General features: G+C 70.9%; 24 protein-coding genes. 21 read left to right on the top strand and 3 right to left on the bottom strand.

Features of this window, described 5'->3' with window-relative positions; genetic code table 11:
- The first annotated feature begins 18 nt into the window (after positions 1-18).
- From pdxT to ACIGXW_RS28530, 10 genes are all read left to right on the top strand, one after another.
- Entirely contained in the window at positions 19-624 is a 606-nt protein-coding gene (pdxT, locus tag ACIGXW_RS28575; protein WP_399575612.1) for a pyridoxal 5'-phosphate synthase glutaminase subunit PdxT, read from the top strand.
- A gap of 62 nt (positions 625-686) precedes the next feature.
- Positions 687-1439 carry a YebC/PmpR family DNA-binding transcriptional regulator gene (locus ACIGXW_RS28570; protein ID WP_071966221.1) on the top strand — a complete coding sequence of 251 codons (753 nt, stop codon included), beginning with the start codon at positions 687-689 and terminating at the stop codon, positions 1437-1439.
- Between the two features lie 124 nt (positions 1440-1563).
- The gene (gene ruvC, locus ACIGXW_RS28565) at positions 1564-2115 is read left to right on the top strand and encodes a crossover junction endodeoxyribonuclease RuvC (RefSeq protein WP_360911896.1); all 552 of its coding nucleotides are present in this window, start codon (positions 1564-1566) and stop codon (positions 2113-2115) included.
- Positions 2112-2732, top strand: coding sequence for a Holliday junction branch migration protein RuvA (gene ruvA, locus ACIGXW_RS28560; protein WP_071966219.1), 621 nt, complete (start codon positions 2112-2114; stop codon positions 2730-2732). Before ruvC ends, ruvA begins: the two co-directional genes overlap by 4 nt.
- Positions 2733-2923: 191 nt before the next feature.
- Positions 2924-3985, top strand: coding sequence for a Holliday junction branch migration DNA helicase RuvB (ruvB, locus tag ACIGXW_RS28555; protein WP_399575921.1), 1062 nt, complete (start codon positions 2924-2926; stop codon positions 3983-3985).
- Positions 3986-4149: 164 nt separating this feature from the next.
- Complete coding sequence (gene yajC / locus ACIGXW_RS28550; RefSeq protein ID WP_071966216.1) at positions 4150-4632, top strand: preprotein translocase subunit YajC; 483 nt, start codon at positions 4150-4152, stop codon at positions 4630-4632.
- 150 nt (positions 4633-4782) lie between these two features.
- A complete protein-coding gene (secD, locus tag ACIGXW_RS28545) occupies positions 4783-6561 on the top strand; it encodes a protein translocase subunit SecD (RefSeq protein WP_399575610.1) in 1779 nt (592 codons plus the stop codon).
- Position 6562: 1 nt separating this feature from the next.
- A complete protein-coding gene (gene secF, locus ACIGXW_RS28540; RefSeq protein ID WP_399575608.1) occupies positions 6563-7687 on the top strand; it encodes a protein translocase subunit SecF in 1125 nt (374 codons plus the stop codon).
- Positions 7684-8250: an adenine phosphoribosyltransferase gene (locus tag ACIGXW_RS28535; protein ID WP_399575607.1), complete on the top strand. Its 567-nt coding sequence runs from the start codon at positions 7684-7686 to the stop codon at positions 8248-8250. The genes secF and ACIGXW_RS28535 overlap by 4 nt, the downstream gene beginning before the upstream one ends.
- Before the next feature lie 169 nt (positions 8251-8419).
- On the top strand, positions 8420-10954 hold the full coding sequence (locus ACIGXW_RS28530) for a RelA/SpoT family protein (protein ID WP_399575606.1): 2535 nt from the start codon (positions 8420-8422) through the stop codon (positions 10952-10954).
- Between the two features lie 63 nt (positions 10955-11017).
- Here ACIGXW_RS28530 and ACIGXW_RS28525 read toward each other — a convergent pair whose 3' ends face one another.
- Positions 11018-12247 (bottom strand): DUF349 domain-containing protein, encoded by a 1230-nt coding sequence (locus ACIGXW_RS28525; protein ID WP_399575604.1) that lies wholly within the window; start codon positions 12245-12247, stop codon positions 11018-11020.
- Between the two features lie 207 nt (positions 12248-12454).
- Positions 12455-13267, bottom strand: a complete 813-nt coding sequence (locus ACIGXW_RS28520; protein WP_071966206.1) for a peptidylprolyl isomerase — start codon at positions 13265-13267, stop codon at positions 12455-12457.
- A 186-nt stretch (positions 13268-13453) separates the two neighbouring features.
- Here ACIGXW_RS28520 and ACIGXW_RS28515 point away from each other — a divergent pair, with 186 nt between their 5' ends.
- The 4 genes from ACIGXW_RS28515 to ACIGXW_RS28500 all read left to right on the top strand — a co-directional run bounded on the left by ACIGXW_RS28515 (position 13454) and on the right by ACIGXW_RS28500 (position 17589).
- Entirely contained in the window at positions 13454-14164 is a 711-nt protein-coding gene (locus ACIGXW_RS28515; protein ID WP_071966205.1) for an MBL fold metallo-hydrolase, read from the top strand.
- 8 nt (positions 14165-14172) lie between these two features.
- Complete coding sequence (gene hisS, locus ACIGXW_RS28510) at positions 14173-15435, top strand: histidine--tRNA ligase (protein WP_071966251.1); 1263 nt, start codon at positions 14173-14175, stop codon at positions 15433-15435.
- A 59-nt stretch (positions 15436-15494) separates the two neighbouring features.
- A complete protein-coding gene (locus ACIGXW_RS28505; RefSeq protein ID WP_399575603.1) occupies positions 15495-16145 on the top strand; it encodes a vitamin K epoxide reductase family protein in 651 nt (216 codons plus the stop codon).
- Between the two features lie 82 nt (positions 16146-16227).
- Positions 16228-17589, top strand: a complete 1362-nt coding sequence (locus ACIGXW_RS28500) for a replication-associated recombination protein A (protein WP_399575602.1) — start codon at positions 16228-16230, stop codon at positions 17587-17589.
- A 52-nt stretch (positions 17590-17641) separates the two neighbouring features.
- Here the strand turns inward: ACIGXW_RS28500 and ACIGXW_RS28495 are convergent, their stop codons facing one another.
- Positions 17642-18358 carry a DUF2470 domain-containing protein gene (locus tag ACIGXW_RS28495; RefSeq protein ID WP_071966207.1) on the bottom strand — a complete coding sequence of 239 codons (717 nt, stop codon included), beginning with the start codon at positions 18356-18358 and terminating at the stop codon, positions 17642-17644.
- Between the two features lie 200 nt (positions 18359-18558).
- Here ACIGXW_RS28495 and rpsD point away from each other — a divergent pair, with 200 nt between their 5' ends.
- The 7 genes from rpsD (at position 18559) to ACIGXW_RS28460 (ending at position 25970) form a co-directional block, all read left to right on the top strand.
- Positions 18559-19173 (top strand): 30S ribosomal protein S4, encoded by a 615-nt coding sequence (gene rpsD, locus ACIGXW_RS28490; RefSeq protein ID WP_071966204.1) that lies wholly within the window; start codon positions 18559-18561, stop codon positions 19171-19173.
- Positions 19174-19394: 221 nt separating this feature from the next.
- Positions 19395-19844 carry a DUF948 domain-containing protein gene (locus ACIGXW_RS28485; RefSeq protein ID WP_071966203.1) on the top strand — a complete coding sequence of 150 codons (450 nt, stop codon included), beginning with the start codon at positions 19395-19397 and terminating at the stop codon, positions 19842-19844.
- A gap of 8 nt (positions 19845-19852) precedes the next feature.
- Positions 19853-20182, top strand: a complete 330-nt coding sequence (locus ACIGXW_RS28480; protein WP_071966202.1) for a DUF6167 family protein — start codon at positions 19853-19855, stop codon at positions 20180-20182.
- Positions 20182-22851: an alanine--tRNA ligase gene (gene alaS, locus ACIGXW_RS28475; protein ID WP_071966201.1), complete on the top strand. Its 2670-nt coding sequence runs from the start codon at positions 20182-20184 to the stop codon at positions 22849-22851. The genes ACIGXW_RS28480 and alaS overlap by 1 nt, the downstream gene beginning before the upstream one ends.
- Positions 22848-23318, top strand: coding sequence for a Holliday junction resolvase RuvX (ruvX, locus tag ACIGXW_RS28470; RefSeq protein ID WP_071966250.1), 471 nt, complete (start codon positions 22848-22850; stop codon positions 23316-23318). The genes alaS and ruvX overlap by 4 nt, the downstream gene beginning before the upstream one ends.
- Before the next feature lie 124 nt (positions 23319-23442).
- Complete coding sequence (gene mltG / locus ACIGXW_RS28465) at positions 23443-25128, top strand: endolytic transglycosylase MltG (RefSeq protein WP_399575600.1); 1686 nt, start codon at positions 23443-23445, stop codon at positions 25126-25128.
- Positions 25125-25970, top strand: a complete 846-nt coding sequence (locus ACIGXW_RS28460) for a shikimate dehydrogenase (RefSeq protein WP_399575598.1) — start codon at positions 25125-25127, stop codon at positions 25968-25970. Before mltG ends, ACIGXW_RS28460 begins: the two co-directional genes overlap by 4 nt.
- Positions 25971-26037: the final 67 nt, after the last annotated feature.

Raw genomic sequence — 26037 nt, 5'->3', positions numbered from 1 at the left:
TCCGAAAGGCAGCACCCCGTGGCCCCCGCTTCCCGTCCCACGCCCACCATCGGCGTCCTCGCCCTCCAGGGCGACGTCCGCGAGCACCTCGTGGCCCTCGCCGCGGCCGACGCGCTGGCCCGCCCGGTGCGCCGCCCCGAGGAGCTCGCCGAGGTCGACGGCCTGGTCATACCCGGCGGCGAGTCGACCACCATGTCCAAGCTCGCGGTCGTCTTCGGGATGCTGGAGCCGCTGCGCGAGCGCGTACGCGCCGGCATGCCCGTCTACGGCACCTGCGCCGGCATGATCATGCTGGCCGACAAGCTCCTGGACGGCCGCGAGGACCAGGAGACGCTGGGCGGCATCGACATGATCGTGCGGCGCAACGCCTTCGGGCGGCAGAACGAGTCCTTCGAGGCGGCCGTCGAGGTGGACGGCATCGAGGGCGGACCCGTCGAGGGCGTCTTCATCCGCGCCCCCTGGGTCGAGTCCGTCGGCGCGGCCGCCGACGTGATCGCCACCTACGACGGCCACACGGTCGCCGTGCGGCAGGGCAACGTGCTGGCCACGTCCTTCCACCCGGAGCTCACCGGCGACCACCGGGTGCACGCCCTGTTCGTGGAGATGGTGCGCGCAGCGCAGTAGCGGGATCCCGGTAGGATCTCTGTCGTTCGTTACGAATTGGGTTACGTGAAGGAGACAGGCGGATGTCCGGCCACTCTAAATGGGCTACGACGAAGCACAAGAAGGCCGTGATCGACGCCAAGCGCGGCAAGCTCTTCGCGAAGCTCATCAAGAACATCGAGGTCGCGGCCCGCATGGGCGGCGTCGACATCGAGGGCAACCCGACCCTCTACGACGCCATCCAGAAGGCCAAGAAGCAGTCGGTCCCGAACAAGAACATCGACTCCGCGGTCAAGCGCGGCGGCGGTCTCGAGGCCGGCGGCGCCGACTACGAGACGATCATGTACGAGGGCTACGGTCCGAACGGCGTGGCCGTGCTCATCGAGTGCCTCACCGACAACCGCAACCGCGCCGCCTCCGACGTGCGCGTCGCCATGACCCGTAACGGCGGTTCCATGGCCGACCCGGGCTCGGTGTCCTACCTGTTCAACCGCAAGGGCGTCATCATCGTCCCCAAGGGCGAGCTCACCGAGGACGACGTGCTCGGCGCCGTCCTGGACGCCGGTGCCGAGGAGGTCAACGACCTCGGCGAGTCCTTCGAGGTCATCTCCGAGGCCACCGACCTGGTCGCGGTCCGCACCGCGCTCCAGAAGGAAGGCATCGACTACGACTCGGCCGAGGCCAACTTCGTCCCCACCATGCAGGTGGAGCTCGACGAGGAGGCCGCGCGCAAGATCTTCAAGCTGATCGACGCCCTCGAGGACAGCGACGACGTCCAGAACGTCTTCGCCAACTTCGACGTCTCCGACGACGTCATGGCCAAGGTCGACGCGTAAGACTTCCGACTGCGGTCGGCCGACGGGCCGGCGGGGAACACACCCCGCCGGCCCGTCGGCGTGAGCGGCCGTTGTCAGTGGCAGCCGATAGCCTTCCGGGCAGATGATCGAAGGGAGGGGCGCGATGCGGGTACTGGGCGTGGACCCGGGACTGACGCGGTGCGGCGTCGGCGTGGTGGAAGGCGTCGCGGGCCGTCCGCTGCGCATGGTCGGCGTCGGCGTCGTCCGCACCCCGGCGGAGGCGGAGGTCGCCGAGCGCCTCGTCCTCATAGAGCGCGGCATCGAGGAGTGGCTCGACGCCCACCGGCCCGAATACGTCGCCGTGGAGCGGGTGTTCAGCCAGCACAACGTCAGCACGGTCATGGGCACCGCCCAGGCCAGCGCCGTCGCGATGCTCTGCGCCGCCCGCCGCGGACTTCCCGTGGCCCTGCACACCCCCAGCGAGGTCAAGGCCGCCGTCACCGGCTCCGGCCGGGCCGACAAGGCCCAGGTCGGATCGATGGTCACCCGGCTGCTGCGGCTCGACGCCCCGCCGAAGCCCGCCGACGCCGCCGACGCCCTCGCCCTGGCCATCTGCCACATCTGGCGGGCCCCCGCGGCCAACCGCCTGCAGCGGCTCGCCGACGCCCAGCGCCGTTCCCCCGCATCCGTACGACTCCCGAAGGGCACCCGATGATCGCCTTCGTCTCCGGCCCGGTCGCGGCCCTCGCCCCGGACACCGCCGTCGTCGAGGTCGGCGGCATCGGCATGGCCGTGCAGTGCACGCCGAACACCCTCTCCGGGCTCCGCGTCGGCCAACAGGCCAGACTCGCCACGTCCCTTGTGGTCCGCGAGGACTCACTCACCCTCTACGGCTTCGCCGACGACGACGAGCGCCAGACCTTCGAACTGCTGCAGACCGCCAGCGGCGTCGGCCCCCGCCTGGCCCAGGCCATGCTCGCCGTCCACACGCCCGACGCCCTGCGCCGCGCCTTCGCCTCCGGCGACGAGAAGGCCCTCACCGCCGTGCCCGGCATCGGCAAGAAGGGCGCCCAGAAGCTGCTGCTGGAGCTGAGGGACCGGCTGGGCGAGCCCGTCGGCTCGGCCCCCGCCGCCGCTGCGACCCCGGCCGCCGCCGGCTGGCGCGACCAACTGCACGCCGCGCTCGTGGGCCTGGGCTACGCGGGCCGCGAGGCGGACGAGGCGGTGGCGGCGGTGACGCCCCAGGCGGAGGCCGTGGCCGCCGAGGGCGGCAGCCCGCAGGTGGGGCAGTTGCTGCGCTCGGCCCTCCAGACCCTGAACCGAACCCGCTGACCTCCCCGGCCCCCGGACCGCACTGCGCGCGGTGTCCTCAAACGCCGGACGGGCTGGATTTTCCGCCGGCCCGGCGCAGATCAAGCCCGGTTCCGGGCAACAATCGAGCCCGTCCGGCGATTGAGGACCGGGGTCCGGGGCGGAGCCCCGGGCAACAGCACCGCACCACCCACCGAACCGTGAGGCAACCCGTGAACTGGGACGACGAGTCCGTACCCGCGAGCACCCCCTCCGCAGGCGACCGCCTCGTCGCCACCGACGCCGACGGCGAGGACCGGGCCGTCGAGGCCGCGCTGCGCCCCAAGGACCTCGGCGAGTTCGTCGGCCAGGAGCGCGTCCGCCAGCAGCTCGACCTCGTCCTGCAGGCCGCCCGCGCCCGCGGCGCCACCGCCGACCACGTCCTGCTGTCCGGCGCCCCCGGCCTCGGCAAGACCACCCTCTCGATGATCATCGCGGCCGAGATGGGCGCCCCCATCCGCATCACCTCCGGCCCCGCCATCCAGCACGCCGGCGACCTCGCCGCCATCCTCTCCTCCCTCACCGAGGGCGAGGTGCTCTTCCTCGACGAGATCCACCGCATGTCCCGGCCCGCCGAGGAGATGCTCTACATGGCCATGGAGGACTTCCGCGTCGACGTCATCGTCGGCAAGGGCCCCGGCGCCACCGCCATCCCGCTGGAGCTGCCGCCCTTCACCCTCGTCGGCGCCACCACCCGGGCCGGCCTGCTGCCGCCCCCGCTGCGCGACCGCTTCGGCTTCACCGGGCACATGGAGTTCTACGCCCCCGCCGAGCTCCAGCGCGTCGTCCACCGCTCGGCCCGGCTGCTGGACGTGGAGATAGAGGAGGAAGGCGCGGGCGAGATCGCCGGCCGCTCGCGCGGCACCCCCCGCATCGCCAACCGTCTGCTGCGCCGGGTGCGCGACTACGCCCAGGTCAAGGCCGACGGAGTGATCACCCGGGAGATCGCCGAGCAGGCCCTGGAGGTGTACGAGGTCGACGCCCGGGGCCTGGACCGGCTGGACCGCGCGGTGCTGACGGCCCTGCTCACGCTGTTCGGCGGCGGCCCCGTCGGGCTGTCCACGCTGGCCGTCGCCGTGGGCGAGGAGCGCGAGACGGTCGAGGAGGTCGCCGAGCCGTTCCTGGTGCGGGAGGGCCTGCTGGCCCGTACGCCCAGGGGCCGGATCGCCACCCCGGCGGCGTGGGCGCACCTCGGGCTCACCCCGCCCCAGCAGCAGGGCCTCTTCGGGCAGTGACCGGTGTGTGGGCTGGTCGCCTCAGGAACCACGGTGCCATGCTGGGCGTTGTTCCATAGGTGCGGACTCGCTTAGACTCCGCCGATGCCGTCCGTATTTGTGCGGCATACCACCCCCGTAGACCAGGCCGCGCCCCAGCGGTCGTGTGAAGGAAACCCCGTCCCGTGAATATCGTGACTCTCCTGCCGTTCATCGTGCTTATCGGGGCCATGTTCCTGATGACCCGGTCGGCCAAGAACAAGCAGCGCCAGGCCATGCAGATGCGCGACCAGATGCAGCCGGGTACCGGTGTCCGGACGATCGGCGGCATGTACGCCACCGTCAAGGAGATCAACGAGGACACGGTCCTCCTGGAGGTCGCCCCGGGCGTGCACGCGATCTACGCGAAGAACGCCATCGGCGCCGTCCTGGAGGACGCCGAGTACAACCGCATCGTCCACGGTCTGGAGCCGGAGGAGACCCCGGTCGTTCCCGACGACGCCTCGTCGCTGACCGACGCCGACGCTCCGGCCGAGAAGAAGATCGACCTCGGCAAGGACACCGCCGCGGCCGCCGATGACGAGGACGTGAAGTCCGACAAGTCCGGCGATGTGACCGACGCGCAGGCAAAGGACGCCAAGCGGGACGGCGACACCGACGCGAAGTAGCCCCTTTACGGAACCGCGGAGCACCCACCGAGCGGTGCACCGCGGTTCCGTTACGGTCTAGGCTCCGGCGGGGGGGCAGGTCCCCACAACACTTCGTGGCCGTCCGGCGAACACCCGACGCCGGACGGTTGGACAGGGAGAAACGACAAGGTGGCAGCACCGAAGAAGGGCCGCAGGTCCCCGGGCGGCCAGGGCAGGCCGGGCCGAGTCCTGGCCCTGATCCTGATCGCCATGGCGGCGCTCACCGGGGGGATGTTCGCCTCCGGGCACACCACGCCCAGGCTGGGCATCGACCTCGCGGGTGGCACCAGCTTCACGCTGGAGGCCAAGAACCAGCCCGGCAGGCCCAACGCGATCAACCCCACCAACATGAACACGGCCGTCGGCATCATCGACCGTCGTGTCAACGGTCTCGGCGTGTCCGAGGCCGAGGTGCAGACGCAGGGCGAGAAGCACATCATCGTGAACATCCCCAAGGGGACGAACGCGAAGCAGGCCCGCCAGCAGGTCGGTACCACCGCCCAGCTCGCCTTCCGGCCCGTCCTGACGGGGGCCCCCGGTGTGAAGACCCCGGAGCCCGCGCCCAGCGCCTCCGCGGACAAGGACAAGAGCAAGCAGGACGACAAGAGCAAGCAGGACGACAAGAACAAGTCGTCCGGCTCGCCCGCGCCGTCGGCCAGTGCCAGCACCCAGGGCCGGCCCGTGACCGACGCCCTGAAGGCGGACAAGGCCGACGCGACGCCGAGCGCCGCGCCGTCCGCCAAGAAGGACGACAAGAAGGCGCCCACGCCCACGCCGACCCCGGCCACCGGGGACATGGCGGCCCTGCAGAAGAAGCTCGACGCCCTGGACTGCTCCACCAAGGAGAGCCGCGCCAACGCGAACGAGGCCGCTGCCGCCGCCAAGCCCAGCGACCCCGTCGTCGCGTGCCGCAAGGACGGCCAGGTCAAGGAGATCCTCGGCCCGGTGGCCGTGGAGGGCACCGGCGTCAAGGACGCCGACGCCGTCTTCGACACCCAGGGCGGCAAGGGCTGGATCGTCCAGCTGAAGTTCAACTCCTCGGGCGCGAAGAAGTTCGCCGACGTCACCGGCCAGCTGGCCACCAAGCCGGCCCCGCAGAACCAGTTCGCGATCGTCCTGGACGGCGAGGTCGTCTCCGACCCCTCCGTCTCCACCTCGATCGGCGGCGGCCAGGCGGAGATCTCCGGCGGCTTCACCCAGCAGAGCGCCACGGACCTGGCCAACGTGCTGTCCTTCGGTGCCCTGCCGCTCTCCTTCGACGTGGTCACCGAGACCACGGTGACCGCCGCGCTCGGCGGTGAGCAGCTGCGGGCCGGTCTGATCGCCGGTGCCATCGGCCTCGGCCTCGTCATCATCTACCTGGTGGCGTACTACCGCGGTCTCGCGCTCGTCGCCCTCGCCAGCCTCGCGGTCTCCGCGATCCTCACCTACACGATCATGGTCCTGCTCGGCCCGGCCATCAGCTTCGCGCTGAACCTGCCGGCCGTCTGTGGTGCCATCGTGGCGATCGGTATCACCGCCGACTCGTTCATCGTGTACTTCGAGCGCATCCGCGACGAGATCCGTGAGGGCCGCAGCCTGCGCCCGTCGGTCGAGCGCGGCTGGCCGCGTGCCCGTCGCACTATCCTCGTCTCCGACTTCGTCTCCTTCCTCGCCGCCGCGGTGCTCTTCGCCGTCACCGTCGGCAAGGTGCAGGGCTTCGCCTTCACCCTCGGTCTGACCACGCTGCTCGACGTCGTCGTGGTCTTCTTCTTCACCAAGCCGCTCATGACGCTTCTCGCCCGTCGCAAGTTCTTCGCCGACGGCCACCCCTGGTCCGGTCTGGACCCCACGCGGCTCGGCGTCAAGCCGCCGCTGCGGGCCTCCCGCCGCCGCCCCTCCGCCCCCGTCGACCCGAAGGAGGCGTGAGATGTCGCGACTCGGCACCCTCGGCGCCCGGCTCTACCGCGGTGAGGTCGGCTACGACTTCGTCGGCAAGCGGAAGATCTGGTACGGCATCTCGATCCTCATCACCGTCACCGCCATCGTCGGCCTGGCGGTGCGTGGCCTGAACATGGGCATCGAGTTCTCCGGCGGCGCGGTCTTCACCACGCCCAAGACCTCCGTCTCCGCCACCCAGGCCCGGCAGACGGCGGAGGACGCCTCCGGCCACACCGCCGTCGTCCAGAAGCTCGGCGACCGCACGCTGCGCGTCCAGGTCAGCGAGCTGACCCCCGAGCAGTCGCGCAAGACCCAGGAGGCGCTGGCCAAGAAGCTCGACGTCTCCCTGGACAAGGTCAACACCGACATCGTCGGTCCCAGCTGGGGCGACCAGATCGCCGACAAGGCCTGGACGGGTCTGGGGATCTTCATGATCCTCGTGGTGATCTATCTGGCGATCGCCTTCGAGTGGCGCATGGCCCTCGCCGCCCTGATCGCACTGATCCACGACCTCACCATCACCGTCGGCGTGTACGCGCTGGTCGGCTTCGAGGTCACGCCGGGCACGGTGATCGGTCTGCTGACCATCCTCGGTTACTCCCTCTACGACACCGTCGTCGTCTTCGACGGTCTGAAGGAGGGCGCGAAGGACATCACCAAGCAGACCCGCTACACCTACAGCGAGATCGCCAACCGCAGCCTCAACAGCACCCTGGTGCGCTCGATCAACACCACGGTCGTCGCGCTGCTGCCGGTCGCCGGCCTGCTGTTCATCGGCGGCGGCTTCCTCGGCGCGGGCATGCTCAACGACATCTCCCTCGCCCTCTTCGTCGGTCTCGCGGCCGGCGCCTACTCCTCGATCTTCATCGCCACCCCGCTGGTCGCCGACCTCAAGGAGCGCGACCCGCAGATGAAGGCCCTGGCCAAGCGGGTGCGCGCGCGGCGCGCGGCCGACGCCGCCAAGGGCGAGGCGGGCGACGCCGCCACCGTCGAGAACGCCTCGGACGAGGACGTCGACGTCCAGGACGCGGCGGCGGGCGTGGTCGGCCAGCGCGGCCAGACCGACGGCCGCAACCGCGGTGGCCGCGGCCGACCCTCGGGCAAGCGCCGATGACCGCCGCACGCGCCGGGAGCGCCGGCCAGAAGCTGCGGGAGCTGCTGCTCAGCCGCATCCACGACGTGCCGGACTACCCCAAGCCGGGCGTGATGTTCAAGGACATCACCCCGCTGCTCGCCGACGCCGAGGCCTTCGGCGCGCTCACCGAGGCCTTCGCGGGCCTGTGCGAGCGCTACGGCGCCACCAAGGTCGTCGGCCTGGAGGCGCGGGGCTTCATCCTGGCCGCCCCGGTCGCCGTCCGCGCCGGGATCGGCTTCGTGCCCGTACGCAAGGCGGGCAAGCTGCCCGGCGCCACCCTGGCGCAGTCCTACGAGCTCGAGTACGGCACCGCCGAGATCGAGATGCACGCCGACGCGCTGGACAGCGGCGACCGGGTGCTCGTCATCGACGACGTCCTGGCCACCGGTGGCACGGCCGAGGCATCGCTGCAGCTCATCCGGCGCGCCGGCGCCGAGGTGGCGGGCGTCGCCGTCCTGATGGAGCTGGGCTTCCTGCCCGGCCGCGAGCGTCTGGAGGGCGCCCTGGACGGCGCGCCTCTGGAGGCGCTGATCATCGTCTGAGACACGGACACGACCGCAGACGGGCACCGGGGAAGCTCCCGGTGCCCGTCGCGCGTTGTGGGAGGTGTGGCGCCCGTGGTACGCCGGGCGCGCGGCGGTCCGGCTGCCGGGATCGATACCATGGGCAGTCCGGACCTGAACGGGGGGCCGGAACGCATGAGGAGTGCTCTTGCCAGACGAGGTCCAGCCGCTCACCGCCGCTCAACAGGACAAGCCGTCTCCCGAGGCCGCGGCGGCCACGGGCACGCCCACGGGCCGCCCGGGCAACGCCCCCGAGCCCGCCACCGGCGGCCGGAGCGAGCACAGGAGCGGGGACGGACCCCCGCCCCACAAGGCCGCGGCGCAGCCCCAGCCGGCCCGTCCGCAGCCCCCCGCCCGCCCCACGCCCCCGCCGGGCACCACCTCCCGCCCCGGCTCCTCCAGCCGCGTCCGGGCCCGCCTCGCCCGCCTGGGCGTACAGCGCTCCAGCCCGTACAACCCCGTGCTCGAGCCGCTGCTGCGCATCGTGCGCGGAAACGATCCCAAGGCCGACACCACGACGCTGCGCCAGATCGAGCGCGCCTACCAGGTCGCCGAGCGCTGGCACCGCGGCCAGAAGCGCAAGAGCGGCGACCCGTACATCACCCACCCGCTCGCCGTCACCACGATCCTCGCCGAGCTGGGCATGGATCCGGCCACCCTGATGGCGGGCCTGCTGCACGACACCGTCGAGGACACCGAGTACGGCCTGGACGACCTGCGCCGTGACTTCGGCGACCAGGTCGCCCTGCTCGTCGACGGCGTCACCAAGCTCGACCGGGTGCAGTTCGGCGAGGCCGCGCAGGCCGAGACGGTGCGCAAGATGGTCGTGGCCATGGCCAAGGACCCGCGCGTCCTGGTCATCAAGCTCGCCGACCGCCTGCACAACATGCGCACCATGCGCTACCTCAAGCGGGAGAAGCAGGAGAAGAAGGCCCGCGAGACCCTTGAGATCTACGCCCCGCTGGCGCACCGGCTGGGCATGAACACCATCAAGTGGGAGCTGGAGGACCTCGCCTTCGCGATCCTCTACCCCAAGATGTACGACGAGATCGTCCGCCTCGTCGCCGAGCGGGCCCCCAAGCGCGACGAGTACCTGGCCATCGTCACCGACGAGGTCCAGGCCGACCTGCGCGCCGCCCGCATCAAGGCCACCGTCACCGGCCGCCCGAAGCACTACTACAGCGTCTACCAGAAGATGATCGTGCGGGGCCGCGACTTCGCCGAGATCTACGACCTGGTGGGCATCCGCGTCCTCGTCGACACCGTCCGCGACTGCTACGCGGCGCTCGGCACCGTCCACGCCCGGTGGAACCCGGTCCCGGGGCGGTTCAAGGACTACATCGCGATGCCCAAGTTCAACATGTACCAGTCGCTGCACACGACGGTCATAGGGCCCAGCGGCAAGCCGGTCGAGCTGCAGATCCGCACCTTCGACATGCACCGCCGCGCCGAGTACGGCATCGCCGCGCACTGGAAGTACAAGCAGGAGGCCGTCGCCGGAGCCTCCAAGATCCGCACCGACGTGCCCAAGAACGCCGGCAAGAACCAGGACACCGTCAACGACATGGCCTGGCTCCGGCAGCTGCTGGACTGGCAGAAGGAGACCGAGGACCCGGGCGAGTTCCTGGAGTCCCTGCGCTTCGACCTCTCGCGCAACGAGGTCTTCGTCTTCACGCCCAAGGGCGACGTCATAGCGCTCCCCGCGGGCGCCACCCCCGTCGACTTCGCCTACGCGGTGCACACCGAGGTCGGCCACCGCACGATAGGCGCGCGGGTCAACGGACGGCTCGTGCCGCTGGAGTCGACCCTCGACAACGGCGACCTGGTCGAGGTCTTCACCTCCAAGGCCTCCGGCGCCGGCCCCTCCCGCGACTGGCTGGGCTTCGTCAAGTCCCCCCGCGCCCGCAACAAGATCCGCGCCTGGTTCTCCAAGGAGCGCCGCGACGAGGCCATCGAGCAGGGCAAGGACGCCATCGCGCGCGCCATGCGCAAGCAGAACCTGCCGATCCAGCGCATCCTCACCGGCGACTCGCTGGTCACCCTCGCGCACGAGATGCGCTACCCCGACATCTCCTCCCTCTACGCCGCCATCGGCGAGGGCCATGTCGCGGCCCAGGGCGTGGTGCAAAAGCTCGTCCAGGCCCTGGGCGGCGAGGACGCGGCCACCGAGGACATCGAGGAGGCCACCCCGATCCGCGGCCGCTCCAAGCGCCGCTCCAGCGCCGACCCGGGCGTGGTCGTCAAGGGCGTCGACGACGTCTGGGTCAAGCTGGCCCGCTGCTGCACCCCGGTGCCGGGCGACCCGATCATCGGCTTCGTCACCCGCGGCAACGGCATCTCGGTGCACCGCGCCGACTGCGTCAACGTCGACTCGCTCTCGCAGCAGCCCGAGCGGATCCTCGAGGTCGAGTGGGCGCCCACCCAGTCGTCCGTCTTCCTGGTCGCCATCCAGGTGGAGGCCCTCGACCGGTCCCGGCTGCTGTCGGACGTCACCCGGGTCCTGTCGGACCAGCACGTCAACATCCTCTCGGCCGCCGTGCAGACCTCCCGCGACCGGGTGGCCACCTCGCGCTTCACCTTCGAGATGGGCGACCCCAAGCACCTCGGGCACGTCCTGAAGGCGGTGCGCGGCGTCGAGGGCGTCTACGACGTCTACCGCGTGACCTCGGCCCGCAGGCCGTAAGCAGACACGAGTAAGGGGCTCCGGCAGTAGCCGGAGCCCCTTACGTCGTATCCGCGTCGTGCGTCAGCCGCCGAACTCCTCAAGACCCTTCAGGGCCTGGTCCAGCAGCGCCTTGCGGCCCTCGAGCTCCTTGGCGAGCTTGTCGGCCTTGGCGTCATTGCCCGCCGCACGGGCCTTGTCGACCTGCTCCTGCAGCTTGTCGACGGCCGACTGCAGCTGACCCGTCAGACCGGCCGCACGGGCGCGCGCCTCGGGGTTCGTACGCCGCCACTCGGCCTCCTCGGCCTCCTGGATGGCGCGCTCGACCGCGTGCATCCGGCCCTCGATCTTCGGCCGGGCGTCGCGCGGCACGTGGCCAATGGCCTCCCAGCGCTCGTTCACCGACCGGAACGCCGCCCGCGCGCCCTTCAGGTCCGTGATCGGAAGCAGCTTCTCGGCCTCGATGACCAGCTCTTCCTTGAGCGTGAGGTTGCCCTGCTGCTCGGCGTCGCGCTCGGCGAACACCTCGCTGCGCGCCTGGAAGAACACGTCCTGGGCGCCCCGGAAGCGGGCCCACAGCTCGTCCTCCGCCTCGCGCTGCGCGCGCCCGGCGGCCTTCCACTCGGTCATCAGGTCGCGGTAGCGCGCGGCCGTCGGGCCCCAGTCCGTGGACCCGGAGAGCGCCTCGGCCTCGGCGACCAGCTTCTCCTTGGCCTTACGGGCGTCCTCGCGCTGCGCGTCCAGCGAGGCGAAGTGCGCCTTGCGCCGCTTGGAGAACGCCGAGCGGGCGTGCGAGAAGCGGTGCCACAGCTCGTCGTCCGTCTTGCGGTCCAGCCGGGGCAGACCCTTCCAGGTGTCGACCAGGGAACGCAGCCGCTCGCCGGCCGACCGCCACTGCTCGCTCACCGCCAGCTCCTCGGCCTCGGCGACCAGCGCCTCCTTGGCCGTACGGGCCTCCTCGGACTGCTTGGCCTTGGCCGCCTTGCGCTCCTCGCGGCGCGACTCGACGGTGGAGACCAGCTTGTCCAGCCGCTCCCGCAGCGCGGCCAGGTCGCCCACGGCGTGGTGCTCGTCGACCTGGGTGCGCAGGTGATCGATCGCGGTCATCGCGTCCTTGGCCGACAGATCGGTGGTCCTGACCCGCCGCTCGAGGAGGCCGATCTCCACGACCAGGCCCTCGTACTTGCGCTCGAAGTAGGCCAGGGCCTCCTCGGGAGACCCCGCCTGCCACGAGCCGACGACCTGCTCTCCGTCGGCGGTACGCACGTACACGGTCCCCGTCTCATCGACGCGGCCCCACGGGTCGCTGCTCACAGCGCCTCCTCCACATGATGCCGGGCCGGTGTGCGGCCCGCGCATCGTCCACAGTTGTTCCGGGCAGGGCCGCGCCCTGGCCGGTCCGACGGCTTGATCATCCGGGTGCTTACAGCCGTCGGAGCAGGCACCCTACCAACGCCAACATAGGCGAACGGCGGCCCGGCTGTCCGTATCCCGCGCGACCGAAATTTCGCCGTCCGGGCGTCAGTTTTTGGTCACGGCCGCCTTGTCGATCACGACGGTCGCGTTCGGGGCGCCGTCGCCGGCGCCGGACTGCTCGCCGGTGTCGGCGATCTTCTTCAGCACCTTCAGGCCCTCGGCGCCGATGGTGCCGAAGGGGCTGTACTGCGGCGGCAGCTGGCTGTCCTGGTACACGAGGAAGAACTGGCTGCCCCCGGTGTGCGGCTGACCGGTGTTGGCCATCGCGATCGTGCCCGCCGGGTAGACGTTCCCCTTGAGCCGGGAGTCCTTGAGGTTCTCGTCCGGCAGCGTGTAACCGGGGCCGCCCTGGCCGGTGCCCTTGGGGTCGCCGCACTGCAGGACGTAGATCCCCGCGGTGGTCAGCCGGTGGCACTTGCTGTGGTCGAAGAACCCTTCCTTCGCCAGGAACTCGAAGGAGTTGACCGTGTGCGGAGCGTTCGCCGCGTCCAGCTTGACGTCGATCGAGCCGCACGTGGTCTTGAGGTCCATCGTGTACGACGCCGACTTGTCGACGCTCATCTCCGGCTCCGACTTCCATGTCTTCGCCGAGGGGGAGCCCGGCGCCGGCTTGGCGCAGGGGTCCGGCTTCTTGGGGCTCGGGGCGCTGTCGGCCGCGGTGTCGACCTTGTCCTTGTCGTCGCCGGAGAGCACGCCCGTGGCGTACGCGGTCGCGCCCGCGGCCAGCACCACGGCGAGACCGGCGGCGATCACCGCGTTCCGGCGGCGGGCCTTGCGCCGCGCCGCCTCCCGGCGCTGCTGCTGCCGCTCGAACTTCTCCCGGGCGAGCTGCCGCCGCCGCTGCTCGTTACTGACCACCGGGTCCTCTTCTCCTGCCGTTCGTCGCATGTCATGAGCGGTATATCGCGATTGTGCCCGTACCGTATACGGGTTCGCGGCGGCAGGAGTGCCGCCGGTAGGCTCTGAGGCGGTCGGGTGTCCTCCGCCGGGGGCTCTCCGCAGGACTCCCGCCGACCGATTGCCGATCGATCTTTAAGGACGAACGTGCTGATTGCCGGGTTCCCCGCCGGGGCCTGGGGGACCAACTGCTACCTGGTCGCCCCTGCCGCAGGCGAGGAGTGCGTGATCATCGACCCGGGCCACGAGGCGGCCCAGGGCGTCGAGGAAGCACTGAAGAAGCATCGGCTCAAGCCCGTCGCCGTCGTCCTCACCCACGGCCACATCGACCACGTCGCCTCGGTCGTCCCGGTGTGCGGCGCCCATGACGTCCCGGCCTGGATCCACCCCGCCGACCGCTACATGATGAGCGACCCGGAGAAGGCGCTCGGCCGCTCCATCGGCCAGCAGCTCATGGGACAGCTGACGGTGGGGGAGCCGGACGACGTCAAGGAACTGTCCGACGGCAGCCGCCTCGACCTCGCGGGGATGCAGTTCACCGTCGCGCACGCGCCCGGCCATACCAAGGGGTCGGTGACCTTCCGGATGCCCGAGAGCTCCGACGTCCCGTCGGTGTTCTTCTCGGGCGACCTGTTGTTCGCCGGCTCCATCGGACGCACCGACCTGCCCGGCGGTGACCACGCCGAGATGCTCCAGTCGCTGGCCCGAGTGTGCCTGCCCCTGGACGACTCGACCGTGGTGCTGTCCGGCCACGGCCCCCAGACGACCATCGGCCACGAGCGCGCCACCAACCCGTACCTGCGGGAAGTGGCCGCCGGCCTTGGAGCCGACACCCCGGCTCCGCGACGAGGAATGTGACGAGTTTCGTGAGCACCTTCAAGGCCCCCAAGGGCACCTACGACCTGACCCCGCCCGACTCGGCGGTCTACCTCGCAGTGCGCGAGGCCATCTCCGCGCCCCTCAAGCGCGCCGGCTACGGCTACATCGAGACCCCCGGCTTCGAGCAGGTCGAGCTGTTCTCCCGCGGCGTCGGCGAGTCCACCGACATCGTGACCAAGGAGATGTACACCCTCACCACGCGCGGCGGCGACCAGCTCGCCCTGCGCCCCGAGGGCACCGCCTCCGTGCTGCGCGCCGCGCTGGAGGCCAACCTCCACAAGGCCGGCAACCTCCCCGTCAAGCTCTGGTACTCCGGCTCCTACTACCGCTACGAGCGCCCGCAGGCCGGCCGCTACCGCCACTTCTCGCAGGTCGGCGCCGAGGCCATCGGCGCCGAGGACCCGGCGCTGGACGCCGAGCTGATCATCCTGGCCGTCGACGCCTACAAGTCGCTGGGCCTGAAGAACTTCCGCCTGCTGCTGAACTCGCTCGGCGACAAGGAGTGCCGCCCCGCCTACCGGGACGCCCTCCAGGGCTTCCTGCGCGGCCTGGACCTCGACGAGGACACCCGCCGCCGCATCGAGATCAACCCGCTGCGCGTCCTGGACGACAAGCGCGAGGCCGTGCAGAAGCAGCTCGTCGGCGCGCCCATGCTCCGCGACCACCTGTGCGAGGCGTGCAAGGAGTACCACGAGCAGGTGCGCGAGCTGCTGACCGCGGCCGGCGTCGCCTTCGTGGACGACGAGAAGCTGGTGCGCGGCCTGGACTACTACACCCGCACCACCTTCGAGTTCGTCCACGACGGCCTCGGCTCGCAGTCCGCGGTGGGCGGCGGCGGCCGCTACGACGGCCTGTCCGAGATGATCGGCGGCCCCGCGCTGCCGTCCGTCGGCTGGGCGCTGGGCGTCGACCGCACGGTGCTGGCGCTGAAGGCCGAGGGCATCGAGCTCGAACTGCCCGCTGCCACCCAGGTCTTCGCCGTGCCGCTGGGCGAGGAGGCCCGCCGGGTGCTCTTCGGTCTGGTGACCGAGCTGCGCCGGGCCGGCGTCGCGACGGACTTCGCCTTCGGTGGCAAGGGCCTGAAGAACGCCATGAAGTCGGCCAACCGTTCCGGCGCGCGCTTCGCGCTCGTCGCCGGCGAGCGGGACCTGGCCGAGGGCGTGGTGCAGCTCAAGGACCTGGAGAGCGGTGAGCAGAAGGCCGTCGCGTTCGACACCGTGGTGAGTGAAGTCCTTTCGGCCCAAGGCTGATTGCCGGGCCCTTGGTGCAGAATGGGCGACAACGACCTACTGATGGGATCGACGGCGCTATGACGACTTCGGCACTCGACCGCTCCGCCACCGACGGCGCGGGGCGGGACGGCCCGGCCACCGGCGGGGTGGGCGCCGGCCGTGGGTTCGCCCTGCTGCTGGTGATCACCGGAGCGATGGGGCTGCTGGCGTCCTGGGTCATCACCCTCGACAAGTTCAAGCTGCTCGAGGACCCGAACTTCGTGCCGGGCTGCAGCCTGAACCCCATCGTCTCCTGCGGCAACATCATGTCGAGCGACCAGGCCAAGGCCTTCGGGTTCCCCAACCCGATGCTGGGCCTGGTCGCCTACGGCATGATCATCGCGATCGGGCTCGCCCTGCTCACGGGGTCCCGCCTCCCGCGCTGGTACTGGCTCGGCATGGAGGCCGGCTGCCTCTTCGGCGTCGGCTTCGTCACGTGGCTGCAGTACGAGTCGCTGTACGTGATCGGGTCGCTGTGCCTGTGGTGCTGCCTGGCCTGGGTCGCCACCATCGTGATGTTCTGCTACGTCACCGTGCAGAACCTCCGCCACGGCTTCATCCCGGCCCCGGAGGGGCTGAAGAAGGCGGTGCTGGAGTTCCACTGGGTGGTGCCGGTGCTGTGGATCGGCATCATCGGGATGCTCATCCTCACCAAGTGGTGGTGGTTCTGGACCGGCGGCACGGCCTGATCGTTCCGCTTCCGCTCACCTTCGACGCCGTCGGACCTCCGGTCCGGCGGCGTTGTCAGTGCTGTGGAATAGGGTTTCGAGCGTGGAGCCCGACCTGTTCACCGCAGCCGCAGAGGACCGCCAGGAGAAAGCCCCGGCAGGCAGTCCGCTGGCCGTCCGCATGCGCCCCCGCACCCTCGACGAGGTCGTCGGGCAGGGCCATCTGCTCAAGCCGGGCTCGCCCCTGCGCCGGCTGGTGGGGGAGGGGAGCGGCGGTCCCGCCGGACCGTCCTCGGTGATCCTCTGGGGCCCGCCCGGCATCGGCAAGACGACGCTCGCCTATGTGGTCAGCCAGGCCACCCACAAGCGCTTCGTCGAGCTGTCGGCGATCACCGCGGGCGTCAAGGAGGTACGGGCCGTCATCGACGGCGCCCGCCGCGCCTCCGGCGGGTACGGCAAGGAGACCGTCCTCTTCCTGGACGAGATCCACCGCTTCAGCAAGGCCCAGCAGGACTCCCTGCTGCCCGCCGTCGAGAACCGCTGGGTCACCCTCATCGCGGCCACGACGGAGAACCCCTACTTCTCGATCATCTCCCCGCTGCTGTCCCGTTCCCTGCTGCTGACCCTGCAGGCGCTGACCGACGACGACCTGCGCGCCCTGATCCGCCGGGCGCTGACCGACGAGCGGGGGCTCGGCGGCGCGGTGACCCTGCCCGAGGACGCGGAGGCGCATCTGCTGCGCATCGCGGGCGGCGACGCCCGGCGCGCGCTGACGGCGCTGGAGGCGGGGGCGGGCTCGGCCATCGCCAAGGGCGAGGACGAGATCACCCTGGAGACGCTGGAGGGCGCCGTCGACCGGGCGGCGGTGAAGTACGACCGCGACGGCGACCAGCACTACGACGTCGCCAGCGCCCTCATCAAGTCCATCCGCGGCTCCGACGTCGACGCGACGCTGCACTACCTGGCCCGGATGATCGAGGCGGGGGAGGACCCGCGCTTCATCGCCCGCCGGCTGATGATCTCGGCGAGCGAGGACGTCGGCCTGGCCGATCCCACGGCCCTGCAGACGGCGGTGGCCGGGGCGCAGGCCGTGGCGATGATCGGCTTCCCCGAGGCGCGGATCACGCTGAGCCAGGTCGCGGTGGCGCTGGCGCTGGCGCCGAAGTCCAACGCCGCGTATCTGGCGATCGACGCCGCCCTGGCGGACGTCCGCGCGGGCCTGGCCGGCCCGGTGCCGGCGCATCTGCGGGACAGCCACTACAAGGGCGCCCAGAAGCTGGGGCACGGGCAGGGGTACGTCTATCCGCACGATGTACCGGGCGGCATCGCGGCGCAGCAGTACGCGCCGGACTCCGTCCACGGCAAGCGGTACTACGAGCCGACGCGCTACGGCGCGGAGGCGCGGTACGCGGACGTGGTGGAGCGGGTGCGGTCGCGTCTGAAGGGGGAGCAGCCGGAGGGCTGAGGATCCAGCCCGTCCGGCGTCCGGGGACCGGGGTGCGGGGCGCAGGCCCCGGTCAGTGGCCCGCCGCCTCGAAGAGGCGGTGCATCTCGGTGCGCAGCTCCATGACGTCCCGCACCGGCTCGGGGAATTCGAAGCGCGCGTCGAAGGAGCGGTCCGCCGGCGTGCCGCCGCCGTGGCGGCGGGTGAAGCGCACCCGCAGTCCGAAGCGGTCCAGGGCCACCGGCACCGCCGAGGAGTAGGCGTCCCACGCGGCGCTCTCGCGGTCGCCGAGCAGTGTGCACAGGCCGCGCACCTGGTCGCCGTGGCCGGAGGCCAGGTGCTGCAGCAGCTCCGCCTCGTGCGTCACCAGGGGGTCGGCGAGGGCGCTGGTGAACTGTTCCGGCTCGACGGTCTCGGCGCCCCACAGGTCGTCCACGCTCAGCTCGCCCAGCTCCAGGCGCAGCAGCATCCGGCCCGGCTCGGCCACCCCGGGGACGCAGGTGAGCCAGCCCGACAGCCAGGCCCGGCCCCGGATACGGTTGGGCACGGAGACCGGTGCCACGTCGGTGAGCTCCAGCACGGCCGACAGCTCGTCGTCCTGGGCGTGCGTGGCGGCCCGTACGGCCGGGGAATCGGCGGGCAGCACCAGGAACACCTCGCCGTCGGGGCCCACGGTCCGGGCGTCCGGCATCAGCTGGTCGGGATAGGTCCCGCTCAGCCCGGGAATCAGCAGTACCGCGGAGCATGTACTCTGTACGAGAGTTCGTGTGCGCTCGGCTGCTGACGGCATCCGTGCGATTTCAAGTCCGCTGGGACGCGGCTGACCACGATCTGATCGGACCTCCGTCACGTCGACGCCCTCGAGAGCGTCGGATCCCTGTGGGGATCCTTTCGTGCTGTCCGTGATGTGACTGGTGTTCCCCGGGCGAGACATGCGATCTCCTTGAGTAAGGTAAGCCTAACCTAACTTACAACGGAGGTCTGGAGAACGTGCCTAACCAGTCGCGTCCCAAGGTCAAGAAGTCTCGTGCGCTCGGCATCGCGCTGACGCCGAAGGCCGTCAAGTACTTCGAGGCCCGCCCCTACCCGCCGGGCGAGCACGGCCGTGGCCGCAAGCAGAACTCGGACTACAAGGTCCGTCTGCTCGAGAAGCAGCGTCTGCGCGCCCAGTACGACATCAGCGAGCGCCAGATGGCGCGTGCCTACGACCGCGCCAAGAAGGCCGAGGGCAAGACGGGCGAGGCGCTGGTCGTCGAGCTCGAGCGTCGCCTCGACGCCCTGGTCCTGCGTTCGGGCATCGCCCGCACCATCTACCAGGCCCGCCAGATGGTCGTCCACGGCCACATCGAGGTCAACGGTGGCAAGGTCGACAAGCCGTCCTTCCGCGTCCGTCCGAACGACGTCGTGATGGTCCGCGAGCGCAGCCGTGCCAAGCACCCCTTCCAGGTCGCCATGGCCGGCGGCTACGCCGGTGAGGGCGAGACCCCGCGCTACCTGCAGGTCAACCTGCCGGCGCTGGCGTTCCGCCTGGACCGCGACCCGAACCGCAAGGAGATCCCCGTGATCTGCGACGAGCAGCTCGTCGTCGAGTACTACGCCCGCTGACCCGGACGCGGAACTCTCCTTCTGCCCAGCCCGTCGTCTCTCCGGCCCATGCGGTCGGCGAGCCGGCGGGCTGGCGCGTTTCCCCCCTCCGTACGCTCGTACATCCATGCCGTACGGACCGGTAATGCGGTACGGGCGCGCAGGCCCGGCGCGATAAGGTCGGTACCTGTACCTGGGAAGGTACGGACAAGCGACGAGAACCAGCTAGGGAGCGGTGCAGCGTGTCCGGTGGAGAGGTGGCCGGGATCCTCGTGGCCGTCTTCTGGGCGATCCTCGTGTCCTTCATCGCCCTGGTCCTGGTGCGGCTGGCGCAGACGCTGAAAGCGGCCACCAAACTGGTCGCCGACGTCTCCGAGCAGGCCGTACCGCTCCTCGCCGACGCCTCCGCGACCGTCCGCTCCGCGAACACCCAGCTCGCCCGCGTCGACTCGATCACCGCGGACGTACAGGAAGTCACCGCGAACGCCTCCGCGCTGTCCTCGACCGTCTCCACCGCCTTCGGCGGGCCCCTGGTCAAGGTCGCCGCGTTCGGCTACGGCGTGCGGCGCGCCATGGGCCGCAAGACCGAGCCCGAGCGGCAGAGCACCGGCACCGTTTTCGTCGGCCGAGCCGTCGGCAAGGACCTCCCGTCCGCCCGGCGCGCCGGCAGCCGCATCCGCAAGAAGGGTTGACCCCAGAAATGTTCCGCCGCACGTTCTGGTTCACCACCGGTGTCGCAGCCGGTGTCTGGGCCACGACCAAGGTCAACCGCAAGCTCGCCAAGCTCACCCCCGAGAGCCTGGCCCTGCAGGCGGCCGACCGTGCCGTCATCGCGGGCCGCAAGGTCAAGCTCTTCGCCCTGGACGTGCGCGAGGGCATGGCGCACCGTGAGGCGGCGCTCAAGGACGCGCTCGGCCTGAGCGCGGCACCCCTCGCACCCGACCACCGTGCGCTCCCCGAGCAGCGCCGCCTCGTCGCTCTCGAGCAGCAGCACACCTACAACTCGTACACCCGGAAAGAGGACCACTGATGGAGTCGGCTGAAATCCGCAGGCGCTGGCTGCGCTTCTTCGAGGAGCGTGGGCACACCGTCGTGCCGTCGGCGTCGCTCATCGCGGACGACCCGACGCTGCTGCTGGTCCCCGCGGGCATGGTCCCGTTCAAGCCCTACTTCCTCGGCGAGGTCAAGCCGCCCTTCCCGCGCGCCACCAGCGTGCAGAAGTGCGTCCGCACCCCGGACATCGAAGAGGTCGGCAAGACCACCCGCCACGGCACGTTCTTCCAGATGTGCGGCAACTTCTCCTTCGGCGATTACTTCAAGGAAGGCGCCATCAAGTACGCCTGGGAGCTGCTGACGACTCCCGTGGCGGACGGCGGCTACGGCCTGGAGCCGGAGAAGCTCTGGATCACCGTCTACCTCGACGACGACGAGGCCGAGCGCATCTGGCGCGACGTGATCGGCGTGCCCGCCCAGCGCATCCAGCGCCTGGGCAAGAAGGAGAACTACTGGTCCATGGGCGTCCCCGGCCCGTGCGGACCGTGCTCCGAGATCAACTACGACCGCGGCCCCGAGTTCGGCATCGAGGGCGGCCCGGCCGTCAACGACGAGCGCTACGTGGAGATCTGGAACCTGGTCTTCATGCAGTACGAGCGCGGCGCGGGCGACGGGAAGGAAGACTTCCCGATCCTCGGCGACCTGCCCAGCCAGAACATCGACACCGGCCTCGGTCTCGAGCGCCTGGCGATGATCCTGCAGGGCGTGCAGAACATGTACGAGACCGACACTCTGCGCGTCGTCATCGACAAGGCCACCGAGCTGACCGGCGTCCGCTACGGCGCCGCCAAGAACACCGACGTCGCGCTGCGCGTGGTCGCCGACCACATGCGCACCTCCACGATGCTCATCGGCGACGGCGTCACCCCCGGCAACGAGGGCCGCGGCTACGTCCTGCGCCGCATCATGCGCCGCGCCATCCGCAACATGCGCCTGCTCGGCGCCACCGGCCCGGTCGTGGCCGAGCTGCTCGACGTCGTCATCCGCACGATGGGCCAGCAGTACCCCGAGCTGCTGAGCGACCGGGGGCGCATCGAGACCGTCGCGCTCGCCGAGGAGGCCGCCTTCCTCAAGGCCCTCAAGGGCGGCACCAACATCCTCGACACCGCCGTCGCCGAGACCAAGGCCTCCGGCGGCACCGTCCTGGCCGGCGACAAGGCGTTCCTGCTCCACGACACCTGGGGCTTCCCGATCGACCTCACCCTGGAGATGGCCGCCGAACAGGGCCTGTCCGTGGACGAGGACGGCTTCCGCCGCCTGATGAAGGAGCAGCGGGAGCGCGCCAAGGCCGACGCCAAGGCCAAGAAGACCGGCCACGCCGACCTGTCCGCCTACCGCGAGGTCGCCGACACCGCCGGCGAGACCGACTTCACCGGCTACGCGCTGACCGAGAACGAGGCCACGATCGTCGGCCTGCTCGTCGACGGCGTGTCCTCCCCGGCCGCCTCCGAGGGCGACGAGGTCGAGGTCGTCCTGGACCGCACCCCCTTCTACGCCGAGGGCGGCGGCCAGCTCGCCGACCAGGGCCGCATCCGGCTCGACAACGGCGCGGTCATCGAGGTCCGCGACGTGCAGAAGCCCGTCCCGGGCGTCAACGTCCACAAGGGCGTCGTCCAGGTCGGCGAGGTCACCGTGGGCGCCTCCGCGCACGCCTCCATCGACGTCACGCGCCGCCGGGCCATCGCCCGCGCCCACAGCGCCACCCACCTCACCCACCAGGCGCTGCGTGACGCGCTGGGCCCGACGGCCGCCCAGGCCGGCTCGGAGAACTCGCCCGGCCGCTTCCGCTTCGACTTCGGTTCGCCGGCCGCCGTGCCGGGCTCGGTCCTCACGGACGTCGAGCAGCGGATCAACGAGGTCCTCTCCCGGGAACTCGAGGTCCAGGCCGAGGTCATGAGCCTGGACGAGGCCAAGAAGGCCGGCGCCATCGCCGAGTTCGGCGAGAAGTACGGCGAGCGCGTGCGCGTCGTGACCATCGGCGACTTCTCCAAGGAGCTGTGCGGCGGTACGCACGTCGCCAACACCGCCCAGCTGGGTCTGGTGAAGCTGCTCGGCGAGTCCTCGATCGGCTCCGGCGTGCGCCGCGTCGAGGCCCTGGTCGGCGCCGACGCCTACAACTTCCTGGCCAAGGAGCACACGGTCGTCGCCCAGCTCACCGAGCTGGTCAAGGGCCGTCCGGAGGAGCTCCCGGAGAAGATCTCCGGCATGCTCGCCAAGCTCAAGGACGCCGAGAAGGAGATCGAGCGCTACCGCGCCGAGAAGGTGCTGCAGGCCGCGGCCGGCCTCGCCGAGGGCGCCAAGGACGTCCACGGCATCGCCCTGGCCATCGGCCGGGTGCCGGACGGCACCGGCGCCGACGACCTGCGCAAGCTGGTCCTGGACGTCCGTGGCCGCATCCAGGGCGGCCGTGCGGCCGTCGTGGCGCTGTTCACCGTGGTCAACGGGCGTCCGCTGACCGTCATCGCCACCAACGAGGCCGCCCGCGAGCGGGGTCTGAAGGCCGGCGACCTGGTGCGCACGGCCGCCAAGACCCTCGGCGGCGGTGGCGGCGGCAAGCCGGACGTCGCCCAGGGCGGCGGTCAGAACCCCGAGGCCGTCGACGAGGCCATGGCCGCCGTCGAGCGCCTCGTGGCGGAAGCGGCCTGACCGTGCGACGAGGCAGGCGTATTGCAGTGGACGTCGGGGACGCCCGGATCGGGGTCGCGTCGTGCGACCCCGACGGGATCCTCGCCACCCCGGTCGAGACCGTCCCCGGACGCGACATCCCGCAGGCCCACAAGCGGCTCGCGGCGATCGTCGCGGAGTACGAGCCGGTCGAGGTCGTCGTCGGTCTGCCCCGCTCCCTCAAGGGGGGAGAGGGGCCGGCCGCGGCCAAGGTGCGCACCTTCGCCAAGGAGATGGCCCGGCGGATCGCTCCGGTGCCCGTGCGGCTGGTCGACGAGCGGATGACGACCGTCACGGCCGCGCAGGGGCTGCGCGCCTCCGGCGTCAGCTCCAAGAAGGGCCGCTCGGTCGTCGACCAGGCGGCCGCCGTGGTGATCCTGCAGAACGCCCTGGAGATCGAGAAGATCTCCGGCCGGCCGCCGGGCGAGGCCGTCGAAGTGGTCATCTGATCGCAATACGGTAACGTTCCGCGCGACATGGCAGCTGTTCGAATGTCTACCGGGCAGGACCAGACGTCGGACGTTCGCGCTGCACCTGGCGCACTGGCTGCCGCTGTGCGGCTCTAGGGGATAGATGACTGAGTACGGCCGGGGTTCCGGCTCCCAACCGTGGCATCCCGAGGACCCTCTCTACGGGGACCAGGGGTACACCGGGCAGCAGTACGCGCAGCAGCAGCCGCAGCAGTCGCAGCCCCCCTACGGCCAGCAGCAGCACTATCCCGAGCAGCAGCAGTACGGCTGGGATCCCTCGCAGGGCGCGGGGGGTCCCGGTCCGTACGCCCCGGCCGGCCAGGGCGGCACGTACGGCGGGCAGGGAGGGCAGTACACGGGCGGTCCGTCGGAGTACTACGAGTACGACACGGGCACCACCGGCTACCCGCAGCAGCAGGCCCCGTACGTGGGCGAGCAGCACACGGGGCAGCACGAGCAGATCCGGCAGCAGCAGGCCCAGGCCCAGGCGCAGCAGCAGGCCCAGGCGCAGCAGCAGGCCCAGGCCCAGCGGCAGGCCCCCGCCCGGCAGGAGCCGCCGGAGGAGTGGCATCCGGATCCCGTCGAGGACAAGATCTCCCTCTTCGACGACCAGGAGGACGCCCCGCCCGCCCCGGTCGACGACGAGCCCGAGCCCCGCGAGGAGCGCGGCCGCGGCCGTGAGCGGCGCGGCAAGGGCAAGGGTGGCCGGGAGAAGACGAAGAAGCGCCGCAGCGGCACCGCCTGTCTGCTGGTCGCCGTCGTCCTCGTCGGCGTCGTGGGCGGAGGCGGCTACCTCGCCTACGACTACTGGCAGACCCATTTCGGCGCCGCGCCCGACTTCTCGGGCGAGGGCTCCGGCGAGGTACAGGTCGAGATCCCCAAGAACTCCAGCCTCACCACCATGGGCCAGGCGCTGCAGAAGGCCGGCGTGGTCAAGAGCGTCGGCGCCTTCACCGAGGCCGCGGGCAAGAACCCCAAGGGCAAGTCCATCCAGGCCGGCACCTACACCCTGCGCAAGGAGATGTCGGGCGCGGCGGCTGTCGAGATGATGACCAACGCCGCGAACTTCCTGACGATCGCCGAGGGCCGCCGCGCCGTCCAGATCTACGGCGCCATCGACGAGAAGCTCGGGCTCCCGGCGGGCACGACCAAGGACATCGCCAAGAACCAGGCCAAGAGCCTCGGACTGCCCGAGTGGGCGAACTCCGACCCGAAGATCAAGGACCCGCTGGAGGGCTTCCTCTACCCCTCGCAGTACAGCGCGGGCAAGGGCACCAAGCCCGAGGCGATCCTGAGGCAGATGGTCGCGCGGGCCAAGGAGAACTACGCCAAGCAGGACCTGGAGGGCAAGGCCAAGGAGCTGGGCCTGAAGTCCCCGCTGCAGCTCATCACCGTGGCCAGCCTGGTCAATGCCGAGGGCATGACGCACGACGACTTCCGCAAGATGTCGCGGGTCGTCTACAACCGCCTCAAGCCCACCAACACCGAGACGAACGGCAAGCTCGAGTTCGACTCGACGTACAACTACCTGAAGAACCAGAGCAAGCTGGATCTCAGCCCCAAGCAGATCCGGGCCTTCGACGACCCGTACAACACGTACTTCTACAAGGGCCTGCCCCCCGGCCCCATCGGCAACCCGGGCGAACAGGCGCTCAAGGCGGCCATGGATCCGGAGCCGGGCGACTGGTACTACTTCGTCTCCATCAACGAGAAGACGACGTTCACCAAGAACCTGCAGGAGCACCAGAAGCTCGTGGACGAGTTCAACAAGAGCCGGAAGACGCAATGAGCCAGGTGAGGGAAGGCCGTCACCGCGCGGCCGTGCTCGGATCGCCGATCGCCCACTCGCTCTCCCCGGTGCTGCACCGGGCCGCCTACGCGGAGCTGGGCCTGGGGGAGTGGACGTACGACCGGTTCGAGGTCGACGAGGCGGCCCTGCCCGGCTTCCTCGACGGCCTCGACGGCAGCTGGGCCGGGCTCTCCCTCACCATGCCGCTCAAGCGGGCCGTGATCCCGCTGCTGGACTCCGTCAGCGCCACGGCCCGGTCCGTGGAGGCCGTCAACACCGTCGTCCTGACGGAGGACGGCCGCCGCCTCGGCGACAACACCGACATCCCCGGCATCGCGGCCGCCCTGCGCGAGCGCGGCGTCGAGAAGGTGGAGAGCGCCGCCGTCCTGGGCGCCGGAGCCACCGCCTCCTCGGCGCTCGCCGCCCTCGCCAGGATCTGCACCGGCGAGGTCACCGCGTACGTGCGCAGCGCCGGGCGCGCGGCCGAGATGCGGGAGTGGGGCGAACGGCTGGGCGTGGCCGTGCGCACCGCCGACTGGTCGCGGGCCGCCGAGGCCCTCTCCGCGCCGCTGGTCGTCGCCACCACCCCGGCGGGGGCCACCGACGAACTGGCGGGCGCCGTGCCCGAGCGGCCCGGCACGCTCTTCGACGTCCTCTACGAGCCCTGGCCGACCCCGCTGGCCGCCGCCTGGACGCGGCACGGCGGCACGGTCCTGGGCGGCCTGGACCTGCTGGTGCACCAAGCGGTGCTCCAGGTCGAGCAGATGACCGGCCGCGCCCCCGCCCCGCTGGCCGCCATGCGCGCCGCGGGCGAGGCGGCGCTGGCGGCCCGTGGCGCGTGACCGGCTGCAGTCGTCATCGTTAGTAGAGAAGAGCCGAATTCCCCGCGCTGGCGGGGGTGAACCACCG

Origin of the sequence: Streptomyces sp. NPDC053079 (assembly GCF_044546695.1) — a bacterium.
Lineage (GTDB): Bacteria > Actinomycetota > Actinomycetes > Streptomycetales > Streptomycetaceae > Streptomyces.
Note: the sequence above shows the minus strand (reverse complement) of the source record. Positions and strands in the feature narration are given on the sequence as shown.